Annotated in this window: 15 protein-coding genes and 6 tRNA genes; 2 read left to right on the top strand and 19 right to left on the bottom strand. The window is 41.5% G+C overall.

The window, feature by feature from the left end:
* Positions 1-27: 27 nt before the first annotated feature.
* From hinT to HII16_RS02825, 14 genes are all read right to left on the bottom strand, one after another.
* Positions 28-378, bottom strand: a complete 351-nt coding sequence (hinT, locus tag HII16_RS02890) for a purine nucleoside phosphoramidase (RefSeq protein WP_169127326.1) — start codon at positions 376-378, stop codon at positions 28-30.
* Positions 379-403: 25 nt separating this feature from the next.
* Positions 404-991, bottom strand: a complete 588-nt coding sequence (locus tag HII16_RS02885; RefSeq protein ID WP_169127324.1) for a DUF4136 domain-containing protein — start codon at positions 989-991, stop codon at positions 404-406.
* Between the two features lie 81 nt (positions 992-1,072).
* On the bottom strand, positions 1,073-1,720 hold the full coding sequence (locus tag HII16_RS02880; RefSeq protein WP_169127322.1) for a DUF2959 domain-containing protein: 648 nt from the start codon (positions 1,718-1,720) through the stop codon (positions 1,073-1,075).
* A 96-nt stretch (positions 1,721-1,816) separates the two neighbouring features.
* Positions 1,817-4,216, bottom strand: a complete 2,400-nt coding sequence (locus HII16_RS02875) for a TonB-dependent receptor (protein ID WP_169127320.1) — start codon at positions 4,214-4,216, stop codon at positions 1,817-1,819.
* Positions 4,217-4,438: 222 nt separating this feature from the next.
* Positions 4,439-4,514: transfer RNA gene (locus HII16_RS02870), tRNA-Gly, on the bottom strand.
* Positions 4,515-4,531: 17 nt separating this feature from the next.
* Positions 4,532-4,607 (bottom strand) — tRNA-Gly (locus HII16_RS02865).
* Positions 4,608-4,689: 82 nt separating this feature from the next.
* Positions 4,690-4,776, bottom strand: a tRNA-Leu gene (locus HII16_RS02860).
* Positions 4,777-4,780: 4 nt separating this feature from the next.
* Positions 4,781-4,854 (bottom strand) — tRNA-Cys (locus tag HII16_RS02855).
* Positions 4,855-4,898: 44 nt separating this feature from the next.
* Positions 4,899-4,974, bottom strand: a tRNA-Gly gene (locus HII16_RS02850).
* Positions 4,975-5,207: 233 nt separating this feature from the next.
* On the bottom strand, positions 5,208-5,816 hold the full coding sequence (pgsA, locus tag HII16_RS02845) for a CDP-diacylglycerol--glycerol-3-phosphate 3-phosphatidyltransferase (RefSeq protein ID WP_169127318.1): 609 nt from the start codon (positions 5,814-5,816) through the stop codon (positions 5,208-5,210).
* A 107-nt stretch (positions 5,817-5,923) separates the two neighbouring features.
* On the bottom strand, positions 5,924-6,793 hold the full coding sequence (locus HII16_RS02840; RefSeq protein WP_169127316.1) for a sulfurtransferase: 870 nt from the start codon (positions 6,791-6,793) through the stop codon (positions 5,924-5,926).
* A 10-nt stretch (positions 6,794-6,803) separates the two neighbouring features.
* Positions 6,804-8,636, bottom strand: a complete 1,833-nt coding sequence (gene uvrC, locus HII16_RS02835; RefSeq protein WP_169127314.1) for an excinuclease ABC subunit UvrC — start codon at positions 8,634-8,636, stop codon at positions 6,804-6,806.
* 6 nt (positions 8,637-8,642) lie between these two features.
* Positions 8,643-9,287, bottom strand: a complete 645-nt coding sequence (gene uvrY / locus HII16_RS02830; RefSeq protein ID WP_135437129.1) for a UvrY/SirA/GacA family response regulator transcription factor — start codon at positions 9,285-9,287, stop codon at positions 8,643-8,645.
* A gap of 13 nt (positions 9,288-9,300) precedes the next feature.
* On the bottom strand, positions 9,301-9,564 hold the full coding sequence (locus HII16_RS02825) for a hypothetical protein (protein WP_135437130.1): 264 nt from the start codon (positions 9,562-9,564) through the stop codon (positions 9,301-9,303).
* Positions 9,565-9,750: 186 nt separating this feature from the next.
* On the opposite strand from HII16_RS02825, the gene fabA reads away from it, so the two are divergent.
* Positions 9,751-10,269 (top strand): bifunctional 3-hydroxydecanoyl-ACP dehydratase/trans-2-decenoyl-ACP isomerase, encoded by a 519-nt coding sequence (gene fabA, locus HII16_RS02820; RefSeq protein WP_135437131.1) that lies wholly within the window; start codon positions 9,751-9,753, stop codon positions 10,267-10,269.
* Positions 10,270-10,326: 57 nt separating this feature from the next.
* Here the strand turns inward: fabA and HII16_RS02815 are convergent, their stop codons facing one another.
* From HII16_RS02815 to rlmKL, 5 genes are all read right to left on the bottom strand, one after another.
* Entirely contained in the window at positions 10,327-11,184 is an 858-nt protein-coding gene (locus HII16_RS02815; RefSeq protein WP_169127312.1) for a phytanoyl-CoA dioxygenase family protein, read from the bottom strand.
* Positions 11,185-11,391: 207 nt separating this feature from the next.
* Complete coding sequence (locus HII16_RS02810) at positions 11,392-13,167, bottom strand: DUF3466 family protein (RefSeq protein WP_169127310.1); 1,776 nt, start codon at positions 13,165-13,167, stop codon at positions 11,392-11,394.
* Positions 13,164-15,071 (bottom strand): ABC transporter ATP-binding protein, encoded by a 1,908-nt coding sequence (locus HII16_RS02805; RefSeq protein WP_169127308.1) that lies wholly within the window; start codon positions 15,069-15,071, stop codon positions 13,164-13,166. Before HII16_RS02805 ends, HII16_RS02810 begins: the two co-directional genes overlap by 4 nt.
* The gene (locus HII16_RS02800) at positions 15,049-15,303 is read right to left on the bottom strand and encodes a glutaredoxin family protein (RefSeq protein ID WP_169127306.1); all 255 of its coding nucleotides are present in this window, start codon (positions 15,301-15,303) and stop codon (positions 15,049-15,051) included. The genes HII16_RS02805 and HII16_RS02800 overlap by 23 nt, the downstream gene beginning before the upstream one ends.
* Before the next feature lie 2 nt (positions 15,304-15,305).
* A complete protein-coding gene (gene rlmKL, locus HII16_RS02795; RefSeq protein ID WP_169127304.1) occupies positions 15,306-17,435 on the bottom strand; it encodes a bifunctional 23S rRNA (guanine(2069)-N(7))-methyltransferase RlmK/23S rRNA (guanine(2445)-N(2))-methyltransferase RlmL in 2,130 nt (709 codons plus the stop codon).
* Between the two features lie 246 nt (positions 17,436-17,681).
* On the opposite strand from rlmKL, the gene HII16_RS02790 reads away from it, so the two are divergent.
* Positions 17,682-17,758, top strand: a tRNA-Met gene (locus HII16_RS02790).
* Positions 17,759-17,776 lie beyond the last annotated feature (18 nt).

Here is a 17,776-nt window from a genome sequence, read left to right as displayed (position 1 = left end):
CGTTATTCTATTGCGCTAATTGCACCACTAGATTGCTAACATCGGCCCTAAAGGCTCGCCGCCGACTAAGTGCATATGGATATGGTAGACTTCTTGACCACCGTGATCATTACAGTTCATGATTAATCGATAACCATCCTCGCTGATGCCCTCTTCTGCCGCTAGTTTACGGGCAACGGTGATCATTCGACCCAGCGCTAATTCGTCATCTTCACTGACATCATTAATGGTGGGGATTAATGTATTGGGAATAATTAATATATGAGATTTCGCTTTCGGAGATATATCCCGAAATGCGGTTACCAGATCGTCTTGATACAACAATGGCGTCGGGATTTCCTGACGAATAATTTTTGAAAAAATGGTCTCTTCTGCCATAACTAAGTCCTTGATGAGTTTTTATTTAGCTAGTAGGTACTAAAGACGCCTTGTAATTTACCAGCATGGCGTTCACTAATTCTTGTATTTTCGCTTGTTTTTCATTAACCGGAACATTCTTCTTGACCGCTTTACTGACCACAGAACGCCAAACAGATTTCTGTGTCTTAGGGTCAATCATATCAATGATAAGCGTCCCCTCGGTGTAATCTTTAACCTGTACTTCTTGCACAGGGTAAGGGTAACTGTAGATACCGCGACAACGCCAGCAATTATAAACGCCAGTATTGTAGGTGCGGATTTCGGTTTTATCTTTGGTTGCAACCTGAAATCGAACCAAAGTATCTGCGACGTCGGCATCTACTTCAGCCATACCTTTATTGCGCAGTGCAACCGCTATCGCTTTGATGATGCGATCATTGTCTAAACTGCTTAATTGCCTATTCAACGGTTTGCTTTGTGTCTGATCTGCTTTAAAGGGGTCAATGACAGCAAAGGTTGATACTGTGCTGAAGTCATATTCTGGGTTGTAATCAATATCCGGTTTATAGCTTGTTGCACATGCAACCATCATAGTGCTTGTGACGAGTATCATCAGGTATTTAAATTTCATAAAATCTCCACGGTATCAGTCTTTACTGTGCCTTGTTATATAGTACGTAGACCGGCTATTTTAGGCTTAAGTTCACGGTAATTATTGGTTTTCTATTTGATTGATAAAAGTTTGTGATTGCATAATTGAATCATTCATATGCTCAATCAACACATCAACATCCGCCTTTATTGATGCATATTCGCCTTGCAATTGGCCTACCGCTTTCGCATTCAAGTTATGTTTAAGGTACAACATATTGTCTTTTAACGCCGCTAACACCGGTTGCATCGACTTTTCGGCACGGCGCATGGTTTTCATTAGTTTGTCGTAGTTACGTTGCGTCTCGGTTAATTTTGCCTGACTTTGACGTTGCAGGTTCTTACTAGAGTACTGACCAATCTCATCTTGCCACTCATCAAATAACGCTTCAGAGACATCCTCGATTGAATCAATACGATCACTGACGTCATCGGCGGCATCTTGTGAGTCTTCATAATTTTCAAGGGTGATCTCGTATTGTTGCTGTAAATCACCGCCTTCAAAATCTATGAGCTCGCTCAATTGCTCTAATGCCGATTTAAACTGCTCTTGCGCATCTCGCTGAGACTCTTTAGCGCCTTCAACTCTATCGACCATAATATCGCGCTTGTGTGTACCAACCGATTCCATCGCCGAGTAATACGCAGATTGACAGCCTGCCAATGTAAGTAATAAGCCAATCAAACACAGTTGACGTACAAAAACCATAACCCGTCCTAAACAATAAGTTGTTGATAATAAAAGCATACGACAAATGACAAATTTTATAAATGCAAAGCTGACGAATGTTTAGGTAAGCAACAATTACCAACTGGTTTCAAACTTAAGACCCAGCCATGGAATAACCTCACCATCTTCGGACTTATACTCACCGGTAATGTTGTTGAATTCTTCTTCACCGTCTGTCGATGTAGCCAATACATTTAACACATCGACAAAGGCGATGATATTAACCGGCCCCCAGGTTTTGAAGTAATCGACACGCACGTTAAGTTGGTGAAAATTGTCTTTGCGCTCGGTATTATTGGTAAAGTATTCCTGAGAATATCGCAGTGGATTGCCATCACCTAATACGTTTTCATTAATAATAAAATCATCGTCTGGCTCACCCGTGTAATATTTCCAACGTGCGCCGATTTTCCAGTTTTGGTTTATTTCCCAACTAAGCGCTAACGTTACCACATGAGGACGGTGATTATCGGCATCGTATTCTCCTTCTCCGTCATTATCGTCCCTTGTCGATTCGTTATAGGAATAGGTGAATTGCCCTGACCAATCATCGGTAAAGTAGCGGGTTAACACCGCATCCATACCATACGAATCACCTTCACCGTTATTGCTCAACAACCCATCGGTACGTGCACTATCGACAACAAGTTTGTCCAGATCTTGATAATAAAGTTCTACTAACAAGTTGTACTCTTCCGTTAACAGCCAATTACCACCTATTGATACATGGGTAATTTTTTCATTTTCTAAGTCTTCATTTTCAGGATCCGACGCCCTATCAAGAAAACGGGGAGCTTGATAAAAAATGCCTGTAGAAAAGGTATATTGACTTGTTATCGAAGGTGTCCAGGATAAATTAAAGCGTGGCGAAAAAAGGTCTTGCTCTGACAAGTCATCGCGATCGTATCGCACACCTGCATTTATTTGGTATTCATGCCAACGATAGGTTTGCTCAACATAACCCGCTATTGAGGTTGCCGTTATATCGTATGAAGAGTTGATAAACTCAGGCATTAAAACGATATATTTTTGCTCAGGTGACGGTCTGAAATCGTCTTGATCGTAAGTAAACTGTATCCAGTTGTCGTCTAGTACCGTGTCAAAACTTAAATCGTAATCTCTTACCTCTAACCCCATGTTGATTTCACCAATGGCATTAAAGGTGGTTAGATCGAGTCTAAGTCCAATTTCTGTCTCTTCTTCATCAATCATCAAAATATCACGACGAACGGGAATGTCTTGATAAGGGGTGTCAAGCGGGACGAGATCAGGATACGCTTCACCTTGAGAGCTCGATTTATCGCTGGTTCGATAATATATGTTGCTAGACAATTCGCTTTCACTGCCCAACAAGGTTAACCAAGTTAAGCCGACTAAAGTACTGTCTTGCTCATTAAAGGCCACTTCCACATCTTCAAAGTCCGGTGATTCAACAACATGTTCAAGATCTCGGGTATATTCTTCTGGTGAAAAAAGGGCTAAGAATTCTATAGTATTTTCTGAGTCAATTTCGGTAACAGACTTAAATAAAATATCTGACAATACGGGTTCACCGATATCTTTCTCATCAATAGTGTCGAAAAATTCACCAAAGTCTAGGTGTCGGGCATTGAAAATAATACTGGTATTATCTGCAATACCACTGGGTCCTTCATAGCCTACTTCATAGCCTGCTACATCTAATCGAAAACTTGCCGTTGGTGTTTTACCGCCAGCAACGACATCGAGTTGGAGTAATGAGCCGGCTTTACCACCATAAGCTGCGCCCCAGCCGCCGGGCGAAAATTCTGCACTTTGAATCAAGTTAGGGGCAAATATAGAAAAACGCCCGCCGCCATCAACATCCTCAGTTTCACCTAATGACGCATCAAAATGGACAATTTTGTCAAACGGCATGTTATCAACATAAATTAGATTATCTCGTGGTCCTCTCCCACGTACAGAAAAACTGGCAAACTCGCCTGTTGATACCAAACCAGGCAGACCATCTAGGGCTCTCATGACATCACTACCGCCGCCAATAGCACTGCGCAACCCTTCGCGATCCATATACGTTGTCGACACGGGTTCGCCTGAAGTGACATTACTTTTGCTTGATGTGACGGTGATAACTTCCATACTGTCGGTTTCTGGCATACTAATTCTGACTGTCGAAACCCTATTGTTAATAACGCGTATGCTGTTTTGTACAACATTATTAAAGCCAGTTTTTGTTACCGTTAGGTCATAAAGACCCGCTGCTAATGCCGTAAAAGACACTTGTCCATTACTATCCGTTTTTAGGGTGTAAGTTTTACCCTCACGATCGGAGAGAGATAAGTTGGCCTCGGCGATCACACGATTTGTTTTCTGATGCTTAACCGTGACATAGATTTCACCTAAGATTGACTGGTCTTGCTCGGCTGAGGATGCACAAAAAGGCATCACTACCGTTACCAGTACAAACAGCCAAGACCACAAATGCATTGCTTTCATCATTCCCTTCCAGTTATTAGAATTGTTATTAGTGCAATATCTTATAACTCTTGTACGTTGCTAACCCTTTGCTTAGATTAATAAAAAGATAATTATATAGAGTTAAATATAGCAGGAATTAAACAAATATCTGAATGAAACGACGTGGAATATCACACAATAAATCGTAGCAACGAATAAGTTGTACAGGGCGTTTGATAATTTTGTTTGAAATAGAGGAATTGGAGCGGCTAACGAGACTCGAACTCGTGACATTCACGTTGGCAACGTGATGCTCTACCAACTGAGCTACAGCCGCACAGTAGAGACGTAAATTGGAGCGGCTAACGAGACTCGAACTCGTGACATTCACGTTGGCAACGTGATGCTCTACCAACTGAGCTACAGCCGCTTTATTTACTTTTTTTAACATTATTTACTTTTACAAAGGTGTACCGATATTTTAATACATCGCTGACTATTCAACAACGTAATGGTACCCGGGGCCGGACTTGAACCGGCACGTCCGTTAAGACGAGGGATTTTAAATCCCTTGTGTCTACCAATTCCACCACCCGGGCAGAATGGAGGCGGGTCCCGGAGTCGAACCGAGGTCCACGGATTTGCAATCCGCTGCATAGCCACTCTGCCAACCCGCCACATAACATCAACAAGCTGGTGATGAACTTCCTTATAGTAAAATTGGAGCGGCTAACGAGACTCGAACTCGTGACATTCACGTTGGCAACGTGATGCTCTACCAACTGAGCTACAGCCGCTTTCCAGTGCTGACTCCCTGTCAACGGTTGTGCATTCTACATCGTTCTTTTGATGAGTCAACACTTTAATTTCATTTTTTTTCTGATTGCTCAAAATTCGACTAAGATGACGATTTTTTCGCTAATTTGTCTAACTATTCGGTTAATTTTTGTTAACTATTATAGTGTTAGTAAAGCAATGAAAAATTAAAAAGGCCAATAAAGGCCTTTTAAAAAAACATATTTTTTTCGACTTAGCTTTGACCGGACAATTCAGGCCATGCTGCTCGTAAATATTGCGCCATTGACACAAACGCAAATACGGTCGCGAAAAAATAAAACATCCAAGCGGCATAGATAATAACGTCGGCAGGTAAATCAAACAGAATCAATGGAATAGGATAATTTGGCTGCCAAATTAGCCCCATTAATGCCAACATTTGCGCGGCGGTCTTCCATTTACCAAGATCGGATACTGCTACATTGGCGCGTTTGCCAAGATCGGCCATAAACTCTCGCAAGGCTGAAATGACAATTTCTCGGGCTATCATAATGACCGCAGGAATGGTTACCCAAATATTTTGATATTCTGAGGCAATCAGTACCAATGAAATGGTGACCATCAGTTTATCCGCCACAGGGTCAATAAAAGCACCGAAGCGCGAAGATTGATCCAGCTTACGAGCTAAATAGCCATCGATGCCATCGCTCACCGATGCGACCCAGAAAACAGCGAACGCTGCAAAATTTGACCAGTTCTTGCTAAAGGTGTCCGGCATCATATCGTGAAAATAATAAACAACGATAAAGACCGGTATCAGTATGATACGAAATAACGTGATCTGGTTAGGTATAGTCCACATAAAAATAATTAAACTGCTGTTTTTGGTTGTCTATTTTACATGAAGCATCTCGCTTGTCATGTAACCTTTCAATAATATTTTTTAATTCATTGAGTTATCCAATGAATTTAGTTTTGTATAGGCAATCGACTATCACTGCCCCACTCTGCCCATGAGCCATCATACAAGCATGCATTATGATAACCAGCCACATCGGCAGCTAAAATCAAAATACAGGCGGTGATACCCGAACCACAACTATACAATATGCGTTCGTCTGCTGAATCAATCATCTGCTGATATTGACGCTGTAGCTGTTCAACCGGCATTAAACACCGCTGTGACAACAATTCAATAAAAGGTAAACATGATGATCCTGGAATATGACCGGCTCGAACACCGGCTCTTGGTTCAGCAACCTCTGCATTAAATCTAGCACGACTTCGAGCATCGAGTAAGATCAAGCTATCGTCTTTTAAACAGGTTAAAATCGATTGTGCTGTCGCGACACGATGCTTTTGCTTTTGAGCAACAATGGTATCGCGAGCTTTAACATCGCCTAATGGTGACGCTTGACGATAGTGATTATCAACCTCATAACCTAGCGCTAACCAATGAGGCAAACCACCATTTAAAACAAACACATTTTCAAAACCCATGTATTTAAAGGTCCACCAAACTCGCGGCGATGAGTAAACCCCCTGCTGATCGTAAATAACCACAGTTGCATCTTTGCTAATGTTTAGCTCTACCATTAACGCATTAAATTGCTTTGTTGTTGGCATCGCATGTAACTGGCTCGAGTTAAGGTCACATAGATCCTGTTCGACATCGACGCATAACGCACCAGGTATCATCTGGTTTGTTTCATAATGCAGTGCATCAATACCAATAACGGTATTCATCAGTGCATCAATTAATACCAACTTGGGGTTATCTAACTGGCGTTTTAACCATTGGCACGACACGATTGCGGATGTTGGTTGTTCAAATTCCATTTAAACCTCACTAACTAAAATAATCTCTTATTACCTTGGCTAATTCTTGTGATACACCGGGTACTTTCATCAGCTCATCAATCGATGCCTTTTTCACTTCTTGTAAGCCGCCAAGGTATTTTAATAATGCCTGACGTTTTTTCGCGCCAATGCCAGGGATATCTTCTAACGTTGATTTTTTTGCAACTTTTGCACGCTTAGCTCGATGCCCAGCAATTGCAAAGCGATGTGACTCATCGCGAATATGTTGCACAAGATGCAACGCCGGAGAGGTCGGTGGTAACGACAGCAATTGATGCGACCCCGCCAAAATCAGTGTTTCTAAACCGGGTTTACGTGATTCGCCTTTAGCAACACCAATTAATAACGGTGTTTTAGTTAACGATAATTCAGCGAAAAACTCTTCGGCTCGTGCCAGTTGCCCTTTACCACCGTCAATAAACACGATATCCGGCATCTTGTCGCCATCTTTAACTTTGCCATACCGTTTATTTAGTGCAAAAGACATTGCTGCATAATCATCCCCCGGTGTGATACCAACCACATTGTATCGCCGATAATCACTCTTTAGCGGACCTTCATTATTAAAAACCACACATGAGGCAATGGTCTGTTGCCCCATGGTATGACTGATATCAAAGCACTCTATGCGCTCGATGGGATTAGATAACTCAAATTCGTTGTTTAGCTCGCGAAATCTAGCCTGCATAGATTCTTTATGACTGTTTCTCACGTTAAGGGCATTGTCCGCATTGGTATTCGCCAAGGTCAGATACCGTTTGCGTTCACTGCGCACGTTTGCCGAAAGCTTTACGTCGTACTCTGCCTGTTTCGTTAACAGTTCGTGCAATTGTGTTTGTGCTTCTATCGCCATAGGCAAGATGATTTCTTTGGCTATGTTATCCTGATTGACGTCATCTCCAAGGTAATGCTGGGCAACAAAGGCGGTAACAATTTCTTCATCCGTGGTGTCATTGGGGATGGTCGGGAAATAACTCTTACTGCCCAATACTTTTTGATCGCGTATAAACAATATATGCAAACACGCCTGATTTTTTAGACGGTAAAAACCAATAACATCCAATTCAGCTGCATTACCAGAGACAAATTGTTGCTGCTGCACTTTGCGTAACGTCGCTATTTGATCGCGATAACTTGCGGCCTGCTCAAATGCCAAGTTTTCACTGGCTTGCTCCATCGCCCTAACCAACTCCGCGATAACTTGTTCATTTTTGCCTTGCAGGAACATTCTTGCCAAATCAACTTGTTTTTTATAATCCTGTTCGCTTATTTTATCGACGCATGGCGCACTACAGCGCTTTAATTGATATTGCAAACACGGACGTGAACGCGCACGATAATAGCTGTCTTCACATTGACGGATCGGAAATAGCTTTTGCATTAAACGCAAACTTTCCCAAACCGCGCCTGCGGTCGGAAACGGACCAAAGTACTCGCCCTTAACGCGTTTACCGCCACGATGGGCACCAAGTTTAGGATGGCGATGTTGGCTGATTAAGATATACGGGTAAGACTTATCATCGCGTAACAACACATTATATTTGGGTTGATACTTTTTGATGTAGTTATTTTCAAGGATCAGAGCCTCACCCTCGGTATGGGTGACGGTGACATCGATGGCTCTGATTTGATTGACCAGAGCTCGTGTTTTTACACTGCCTACGTCTTTTCGAAAATAACTGGCTAGGCGTTTTTTTAAATCCTTGGCTTTACCAACATATATAATGGTTTGTTCGCCATCGTACATACGGTACACCCCACTTTGATGGGTAACCGAACGAAGAAACGCCTGATGGTCAAATTCAAATTGCTGATCGGACATAGTTTATTAAATACGATCCGTATTTAATAAACCATAACGAATCGCCAAGTGGGTTAATTCGACATCGTTATTTACAGATAATTTCTCAAACATACGATAACGATAACTGTTGACGGTTTTGCTGCTTAGACTTAATTTATCAGAAATATCGACGACCTTTTCACCGCGAGTGATCATCATCATAATTTGCAGTTCCCGCTCTGACAAACTGGCAAATGGGCTTTCGTCTTTCTTATTAAACTGTGCTAACGCCATTTGCTGTGCGATGTCTGGTGTGATGTAGCGTTGCCCGGTTTTAACCGCTCTGATCGCTTGAATCATTTCACTTGGTGGCGTATTTTTTGTTAAAAAACCAGACGCACCAATTTGCATAACCGTTGTCGGAAATGGTTCTTCAACTTGCACGGTCAAGATAATAAGACGCATATCCGGCTTGTAGCGTAAGATTTTACGGGTCGCTTCCAAACCACCGATACCGGGCATATTCACATCCATCAGTACCACATCAGGATCGTTTTCCCGACAATATTTTACCGCATCTTCACCAGTGGACATTTCTGCCACCACTTTTATGACATTTGAATCTTCCAATAATCTTTTGATTCCCGTGCGTACCAGGTCATGGTCATCGACAAGTAGTACCTTGATCACGTGCTCTTCCTTTTTATAATTTATTCTTATTTAGCCAATTATTTAATAAGCCAATTTGGCCGTTTTTATAAGCAGCGTAAGTAATACGAATGGCATTGGACAAAATCGTACTGTCATTCCAGTCGGTTTGCTCTCCAATTTTTTGATAGCATTCAATCGCTTCCTCTGACAGGTAGCCTCGAACCTCCTTCTTACCCTTACTTTTTTGACGTTCACGAAAACGTTTTTGCTTTTCGGCATTGGTTAATGCTGCTTTCGTTGCTTCTGACTCAGCCATAAATAATCTTCCGTCATTTTTACTTTCTATGGTTACGGATAACCATATTAATTGCAATTAATTTCAAAATTTTTATTGTTTAGTGTACAAGTGTACGCTAAAGTTGCGTCTGATAATTTTCCCGATGTTTGCTTGGTATATAATCAAGCGCGCATCACTACACATATATTTGAGAACAAATCTATCATGGCCGAACAAAAGAATTCTTACGACAAGCAGGATTTAATCCTTGCAGGTACAACCGATTACTTTGGTGAAGGTAACTCCAAACTTCCAGCAGATAACATGCTGATGATGGATCGTATTGTTAATATCACTGAAGAAGGTGGTAAATACGGTAAAGGTGAAATCGTTGCAGAACTAGATATTAACCCTGACTTGTGGTTTTTCGATTGTCACTTTAAAGGTGACCCAGTAATGCCCGGTTGTCTTGGCCTTGATGCTATGTGGCAACTTGTTGGTTTCTTCCTAGCTTGGACTGGTGGTCCAGGTCGCGGTCGTGCGTTGGGTGTGGGTGAAGTTAAATTTACCGGTCAAATCCTACCGACAGCGAAAAAAGTAACGTACCGTATTGACCTTAAGCGCGTTATCAAACGTAAGCTTTACATGGGTTTAGCAGACGGTACTGTTGAAGTTGATGGCAAAGTAATCTATCAAGCGACTGATCTTAAAGTTGGCTTATTTGCCGATACATCAGCGTTCTAATAAACGCATTAGCACATCATTTTACCAAGGGGAGCATTTGCTCCCCTTTTTATCGCCTTAATTCTGTTTATTTCGCTCAGCAATATCTAACGCTCGCACGTACCATGACTTGTTTTCAATGTCCGTCAATTCGTCAATGTTTGGCAAGGCTTGTTTATCGACAAACTCTGATAACAATGGATGGACCTCACCAATACATAAGTCCAACGCCTTACGTTGTTTGTTATATTTATAAGCACCTCGGTGTAGCATTTGTGCGTTAAACACAAGGACATCACCTCGATTAACTTCGGTTAGCAGCGCATTAGGTAATTTCTCCGTATTACGATGGCCATTGATTTGCAATCGCACATTACGTTCTAGTTCACTATCCCAGCGCTTGTGTGTGCCAGGGATCAGTTCTACACCTTTTTCATCAACCAATGGGATCCTAACGTGTAAGCTCAACATGTTAGGTAATTCTCGTTGCTGCTCTATTTCGCTTAAATCACTGTATTGCAGATCTCGATGCCAGTATGGTTGGCGTTCGCTGTTAGTGGGATTGAAAAACAATTGGCTATTGTGAAAATACAAAGGCACCGAAAACAGATTATCGACTTTTTGGGTGAGCGTCTGAGGTAAAATGGCGCTAAAGAAATCAACGCGTTCAGTGTCTCTATCTTTAAAGTAACTGCTATGGGTTAGCGAATGCATGTTTAGCATTTTCTCGCGATAGATTGTTGCTTCATGCTGTTCAAACCATTGTTGAAAAATTCTATCCACATGAAAACCGATCTGTGCCAGTTGCTGTTTGCTTAATAAATTTCTAATAACCACAAAACCGTTATCTTGGTACTGCTGTTGCAGATTGCGGTCGAATCCGGACTCAGTTGCCGATTTAATTTTGGTGTTAGTATGAGTTTCGCTTTTATCCATAACCTCAGTGTAGAGTATTTTGTTAAGGCCATTGTCGATTAACGCGACAACGTTAGCTTTGCGCTATACAAACAGGCTTTGTAATCCAATATCCAAGACCATGTAGTATGCGCTAGATACAAAAAAAGAGCGCTAAGCGCTCTTTTTTTGTATCTGTTTTTCGATTAATAGTAACAGAGACGATTAACCGATTTTGCTAGCAAGCCGTTATTTGCGACGGCGTAAACCAAATACGCTTAGCAACAGCAATGACCACAACGAGGTACTTGCGCCTGAACGTTCTACTGTCTCACCTAGATCTTCACGACAATCATTAATGGTAAACTCACCATCGATTGGCGTTAGATATACCGCTCGTAATACGTCTTCCTCAGCACCCTCGATAACTTGACCATCAATACTAAACGGTTCACCCTTGGAATCTAACTTAGGTTTCTTAACCCAAGCGGTCGCTAGGATTTCGTTATTTTCATTGATGTCATGTGCTTCAACGATGACGTATTTAGCTTGATCTTCACAACTTAAAAACTGATTAACATTGTAGAAGGCATCGGTTTCCATGTCGTATAAGAAACCGTGACGTCGACGTGGCGTCTGTGCACTATCTACGAAGTCTTCGACTTCACCTTCACCAACGATAATGTTGTTTTCGTTAATGGCGTGAGGGTAGCTTGCAGAGCCTTTAAAGAAGTCTTCAGGGAATACCGGCACGATTTCATCATCGTTTGCGTCAGCGTAGAAGAACTTAGTACGAGGACGACCATTGACGTACTTATACATATAACCGGTAAATATACCTTGGTTGTTGATATCTAGAGCGCGAGACTCAAAATAGTCATCTCGATCAGTAAATTCTATTACTTCACCGTCTCTAAACACTGCAGCAAACTGCGCGACACGTTCATTTTTACTTGGTCTGTCTTCGTCACGATCCCACCAAAAGTGAGAGAAACCAACAATGATGCCATTGTCGTTAATGGCCGTTGCAGCACTGGTGTAGCCACGATCATCGTCTTCATCAGGATCAACAATACCGGTACCTAAATCGGTGGTGCTTACGATAGCGCCAGACTCGTCTAGTTCCCATAAAAAGGCATTTGAATAATACAAACGAGTACGCAGGTTTTGCATACAAATTTCAAACGGTGCGTCTTCGATACGGCTATCTTTTAAACACAACTCGTCTTCTTCTTCAATATCCGCCAAGGTCGCTTCATTTAACGCGACAGACGAAGTACCTACGACTTGACGATTGATGTTAACGTCATAAACAGCCGACAAACCACCATACTTTGCTTCAAACGGTAATAGTTCAAACACATTGGTGCCATCAAAACTAATCCAACCACGTTGATCAAAATCACGAAACCAATGAATTTCTGGTTCATCTTCATCAGGATCATCAAATGGCTCTAATGGCAGGTACGGCGCGGTAGAAAAGCCGTAAATCCAACCATTATCAGTCATGCCTTGACCGACATCGATAGTTGAACGAGTTAATTCAGTTGAACCAGGTAACAGCTCATCGAAAATCTGTAACTGCGTAGGCGTTTGTGTATTGCCATCATAGCTATAAACGAATGCATCGCCATATTTTTGATGTTCACTACCACCGGTAACACGCAACCAACGCACAGTCCACGATAATGCATTCGCATCAGGGTTACCTGCTCTTAATAGCTCTTCTGCTTCATCGTCAATTTCAAATAGATCATAAACAGCTTCATCATTGCGCTTTGCGTAACTGACAATGTCGTCATAGTCATCTTCATCTAGATATTGAAAATCTACAGGGAAATTATATGAAGTCTGGCCGGCGACTAAGGCTTTGCCAATATTGGTTTGTTGAACACCATAAGAGTTAACAACATTATCTACCGAGGTTAACTCGGTGATGTTGTATGATACGGCTTCTTCTGCATGGCTAGTAGCCATAGCCGTTGCGACACTTAACGCCAATACAGTTTTTATCAAGGTTTTCATTTACTGCTTTTCTCTTGAAATTCTTCTAATTCTTGCCAACGATCAAAAGCACGTTCTAATTCTTCTTCTGATTGTTGTAATTTTTGTAATACCGATTGCGTTAGGTCATTGTCTTGAGCAAAAAACTCGGGATCATTCACCTGTTGTTGCAATTCATCGATGGTATTTTCTAATTGCTCTAATAATAAAGGTAACGATTCTAACTCGCGTTTGTCTTTATAAGAAAGCTTATTTTGATTTTTTTGCTTAATAGCCTCTTTGGGCTTAGCTTTTTCTTTGATAGTCGATTGTTGTTTTGGTTCCGCACGCAGTGATAAAAATTGCTCAACATCACTATAACCGCCAACTATTTGCGCTATTTCACCACTTCCATCGAAGTAAAGGCAAGTATTAACGCAATTATTTACGAAATCCCTGTCGTGACTGACCAATAATACCGTACCAGGGTAATTAGCGACAACCACTTCTAACAATTCTAATGTTTCAATATCCAAATCATTGGTTGGTTCATCCAGAATCAATAAATTACTTGGACGCAGGAACAGCTTCGCTAACAATAATCGATTACGTTCACCACCAGATAATGCTCGTACAGGCGTGCGAGCTCGTTTAGGACTGAACAAAAAGTCTTGCAAATAGCCAAGCACATGACGAGTTCGACCGTTTACCGTGACCTCTTGTTTACCATCCGCGACGGCATCCTGAACCGTTTGGTTAACATCAAGTTGTGCTCGGTGCTGGTCAAAGTAAGCGACTTCAAGATTCACACCTAGGCGCATCTTGCCCGACGTTGGCTTAATTTGCTCGGTAATAAGTTTCAGCAATGTCGATTTACCGGTACCATTTGCACCAATTAATGCGAGACGATCACCGCGCGTAATCAATAATTCGAGGTTTTTAATAATCTCTTGATGTTCAAACTGCATACCAAGTTCAAAACATTCAAACACAAGCTTGCCACTGCGTTCTCCTGTCGATAACACCATGTCGCCTTGCGTTCGCACATCTCGCCGCGCTTTGCGTTCTAGTCGTAACTTTTCAAGCGCTCTTACCCGACCTTCATTGCGAGTTCTACGTGCCTTAATGCCCTGTCGTATCCAAGTTTCTTCGTCGGCGAGCTTTTTATCAAATAATTGATTTTGCGTTTCTTCTACGTTTAAGTCGTGCTGTTTTTGTTCTAGATATTTGTCGTAATCACCTGGGTAGCTTTTTAATTGACCTCTATCTAAGTCAAGAATGCGTGTCGATAAAGAACGGATAAACGCCCTATCGTGAGATATAAACACGATCGTACCGTTAAAGCCTTTCAAAAAATTTTCAAGCCACAACACACTATCAATATCCAAATGGTTGGTCGGCTCATCCAATAGCAAAACGTCAGGGTTGGTAACCAACGCTTGTGCTAAGGCTATTTTTCGTAACCAACCACCGGATAATTGACTAACACTTTGTTCGGCATCTAATGAAAGCTTACTTAACACTTGTTCAATGCGTTGTTCATCTTCCCAGGCATTACTTTGCTCTAATTGCTCTTGTATCTTGGCAAGATCATTGATGTTTTTGTCACTAGGATCATTGGCGACTAAGGTGACCGCTTGATGATACTTTTGGATAATATTGGCATTACCTTTGAGCCCTTCAGCAACATAGTCGAAGATGCTTTGATCGCAACTTTTAGGTGGATCTTGTGCCAACATGGCGACACGAATATTATTCGAGAACACCAGTTCGCCATCATCCAATATCACACTACCGTTAATCACTTTTAGTAATGATGACTTGCCAGCGCCATTGCGGCCAACCAAACAGACGCGTTCGCCAGTATTTAATCGAAACTCGGCGTTATCTAAAATTTTGTCTTCACCAAACGCCAACTCGGCGTTAGTAATTCGAATCAGTTCCACGAATAAACTCTTGTAATTGTTGAAAATCAAATGGCCAATACAAGGCCACATGAGAAGGTAAATGCTCTAGTACAGGAATGCTAGTGGCATAGAGCTCGACTAATTTTTCATCATCGACAATATCCACCAAGCGATAGCCTTGATTGCTCAACACCATATCACATAGTGCTTGTGCATCGTCACACAAATGACAACCTTCCGTACCGTACAGGGCGTAATCTTGTTTACTCATACTTAATTGCGGGTAATTAACCAGCTATTATGAATGTGCTTGTTGCGTTTAAAATCAAAATCTAACGTCTTGCTACTTAGTTCAACGACGGTAAAGCCGTTTTCTTGCATCGCATCGAAGTCCATTTTGAAATTACGCTTGTTGTTGGTAAAGATAAGCTCACCACCATCACTCACCGATTGCATACCTGATTTAATTAAATCAACATGATCACGCTGCACATCAAACGTTGTATTCATTCGTTTCGAGTTTGAGAATGTTGGCGGGTCGATAAACACTAAATCAAATTTTTCTCGGTTTTGTGTTAACCATTGCAAACAGTCGGCCTGCACAAACTGGTATTTGTGAGTGCGTAAACCATTCGCTTCAAAATTATCTTTCGCCCAATCTAAGTAGGTATTTGACATATCAACCGTCGTTACCGACTCAGCACCACCAATAGCAGCTTGCACAGACACGGAACCAGTGTACGCAAATAGGTTTAAAACACGTTTACCCTTTGCTTTTTGAGCAACAATTTGACGAGTTTTACGATGATCTAGAAACAACCCTGTATCTAAGTAATCCCACAAATTAACTTTTAACCATGCACCGTATTCTTTAACCGTTAAATAACGTTTGGTTTTGCTTAGTTTTTGGTACTGATTTTTACCTTTTTGTTTACTACGCGTTTTTACTACGACTTTATCGATTGGAATATCTAATACTTTCGGTGCAAAGAACACGACTTCCTGTAAACGTTCTGCGGCTTTTTTCTCATCGATACTTTTTGGTGGTGCGTATTCGAAAATCACCAAATGATCATCGTAAATATCTACCGCAACGTTATATTCTGGAATATCAGCATCGTATAATCGATAACAATTTATGTCGTTTTGTTTTAACCACGACTTCATTGCTTTAACATTTTTCTTTAAACGATTTGCAAAGGCACTGTTTGCCATGTCCCCTTCACTGACGTGAGCTGGCGTACGCTCTACTTGCTTATCGTCAATGTCATATAACGCCATTTGGCATTCTAGCGGGCCATTTTTAAACTTATAACGTTTTTTAGATGAGAGTTTTAACAACGACAACATTTCAGTATTCGATGTGATTAACGCAACCTGCCAGTTTAAGAATTTCGCCTTAAATACCATGCCTAGTTCGGTAAAAGTCGCCACTAAGCCTGGAAGTGAGCTTAAACGTTCACCGTAAGGCGGGTTAAACAAAATATGGCCCGCTTTATTAAAGGTGTTTTCGAGTTTCTCCGCTCGACCGTGCTTAAATTCAATAAAATTTGCTAGGCCAGCATTACGGGCATTAATTTTTGCTGTTTTAAGTACCCTGTCATCCATATCAAAACCATACACTTTGATATCACAGGAGGCGAGTGCCTGTTCCGATTGGGCTTTCTCTTGTGCTAATACCGCATCAAACAACGGTTTATCAAAGCCATTCCAGCCTTCAAAACCCCAATATGCCCGATCAACCCCTGGACTAATTCCAGCCGCCATCGAAATAGCTTCCAGCAATAAAGTCCCCGAACCACACATTGGATCGATCAATGGTTTGCTTGTATCTGCTAACCAACCCGAACGCAACACCATGGCCGCAGCTAGGTTCTCTTTAATTGGTGCCGCCCCCGTGCTTTCTCGATAGCCTCTTTGAAATAATGCTCTACCAGAAAAATCAATATAAAACGTTACTGCATTGCGAACTAAACGCGCTTGAATACGCACGTCAGGTTGAAACTTCTCAACCGATGGTCGTTCCAATCCGACTTCACGAAAACAATCAACAACCGCATCCTTGACTGTCAGTGCACCAAATTGCGAATCTCGTATGTGCTCATTTTTACCGACAAAGTCGATAGCAAAGAATTTGTCACTATCAAATTGTTCGGTCCAATCAATGTCTTTTGCAGCATTATATAGTTCATCTTTAGTTTTGATCGGTTGAGGATCGGCTATAGCGATCAATACGCGACTCGCTAACCGTGTTTTCAAACAGATCTTAAAAGCAAGTTCCATTGATGCCTGAAAATAAACCCCTTCAGGTTTTTGTATGACTTGCTCTGCACCTAGTTCGGTAAGTTCTTGGGAAAGTAATTGTTCGATACCAAATGAGGTAAGAGCTAAATATTGATTCATAACCGCTTCCGCTATATAAGTTGGCACCGATTATAATCTATAGCTTTTCATTTGTCTTATCGCATTAGCCTAAAGAATTAATATAGAAGAAAAAACTGCGCTTAAAGTGAACAACACCCCGAAACATTCGTATATAAAAAGTACGTATGAGTAAATATCATTCACATTAACCATAATTACAAAATAATTACATGGAAAAGCTTGCAATCCATTAAGCCAATCCTTATAGTACGCTTCGTTTTCAGGCGCGGGATGGAGCAGCCTGGTAGCTCGTCGGGCTCATAACCCGAAGGTCGTCAGTTCAAATCTGGCTCCCGCAACCAATTCTCTATATGTGTATT

Source organism: Thalassotalea sp. Y01, from assembly GCF_012932945.1.
In the GTDB taxonomy this organism is placed as follows: Bacteria; Pseudomonadota; Gammaproteobacteria; order Enterobacterales; family Alteromonadaceae; genus Thalassotalea_A.
Note: the sequence above shows the minus strand (reverse complement) of the source record. Positions and strands in the feature narration are given on the sequence as shown.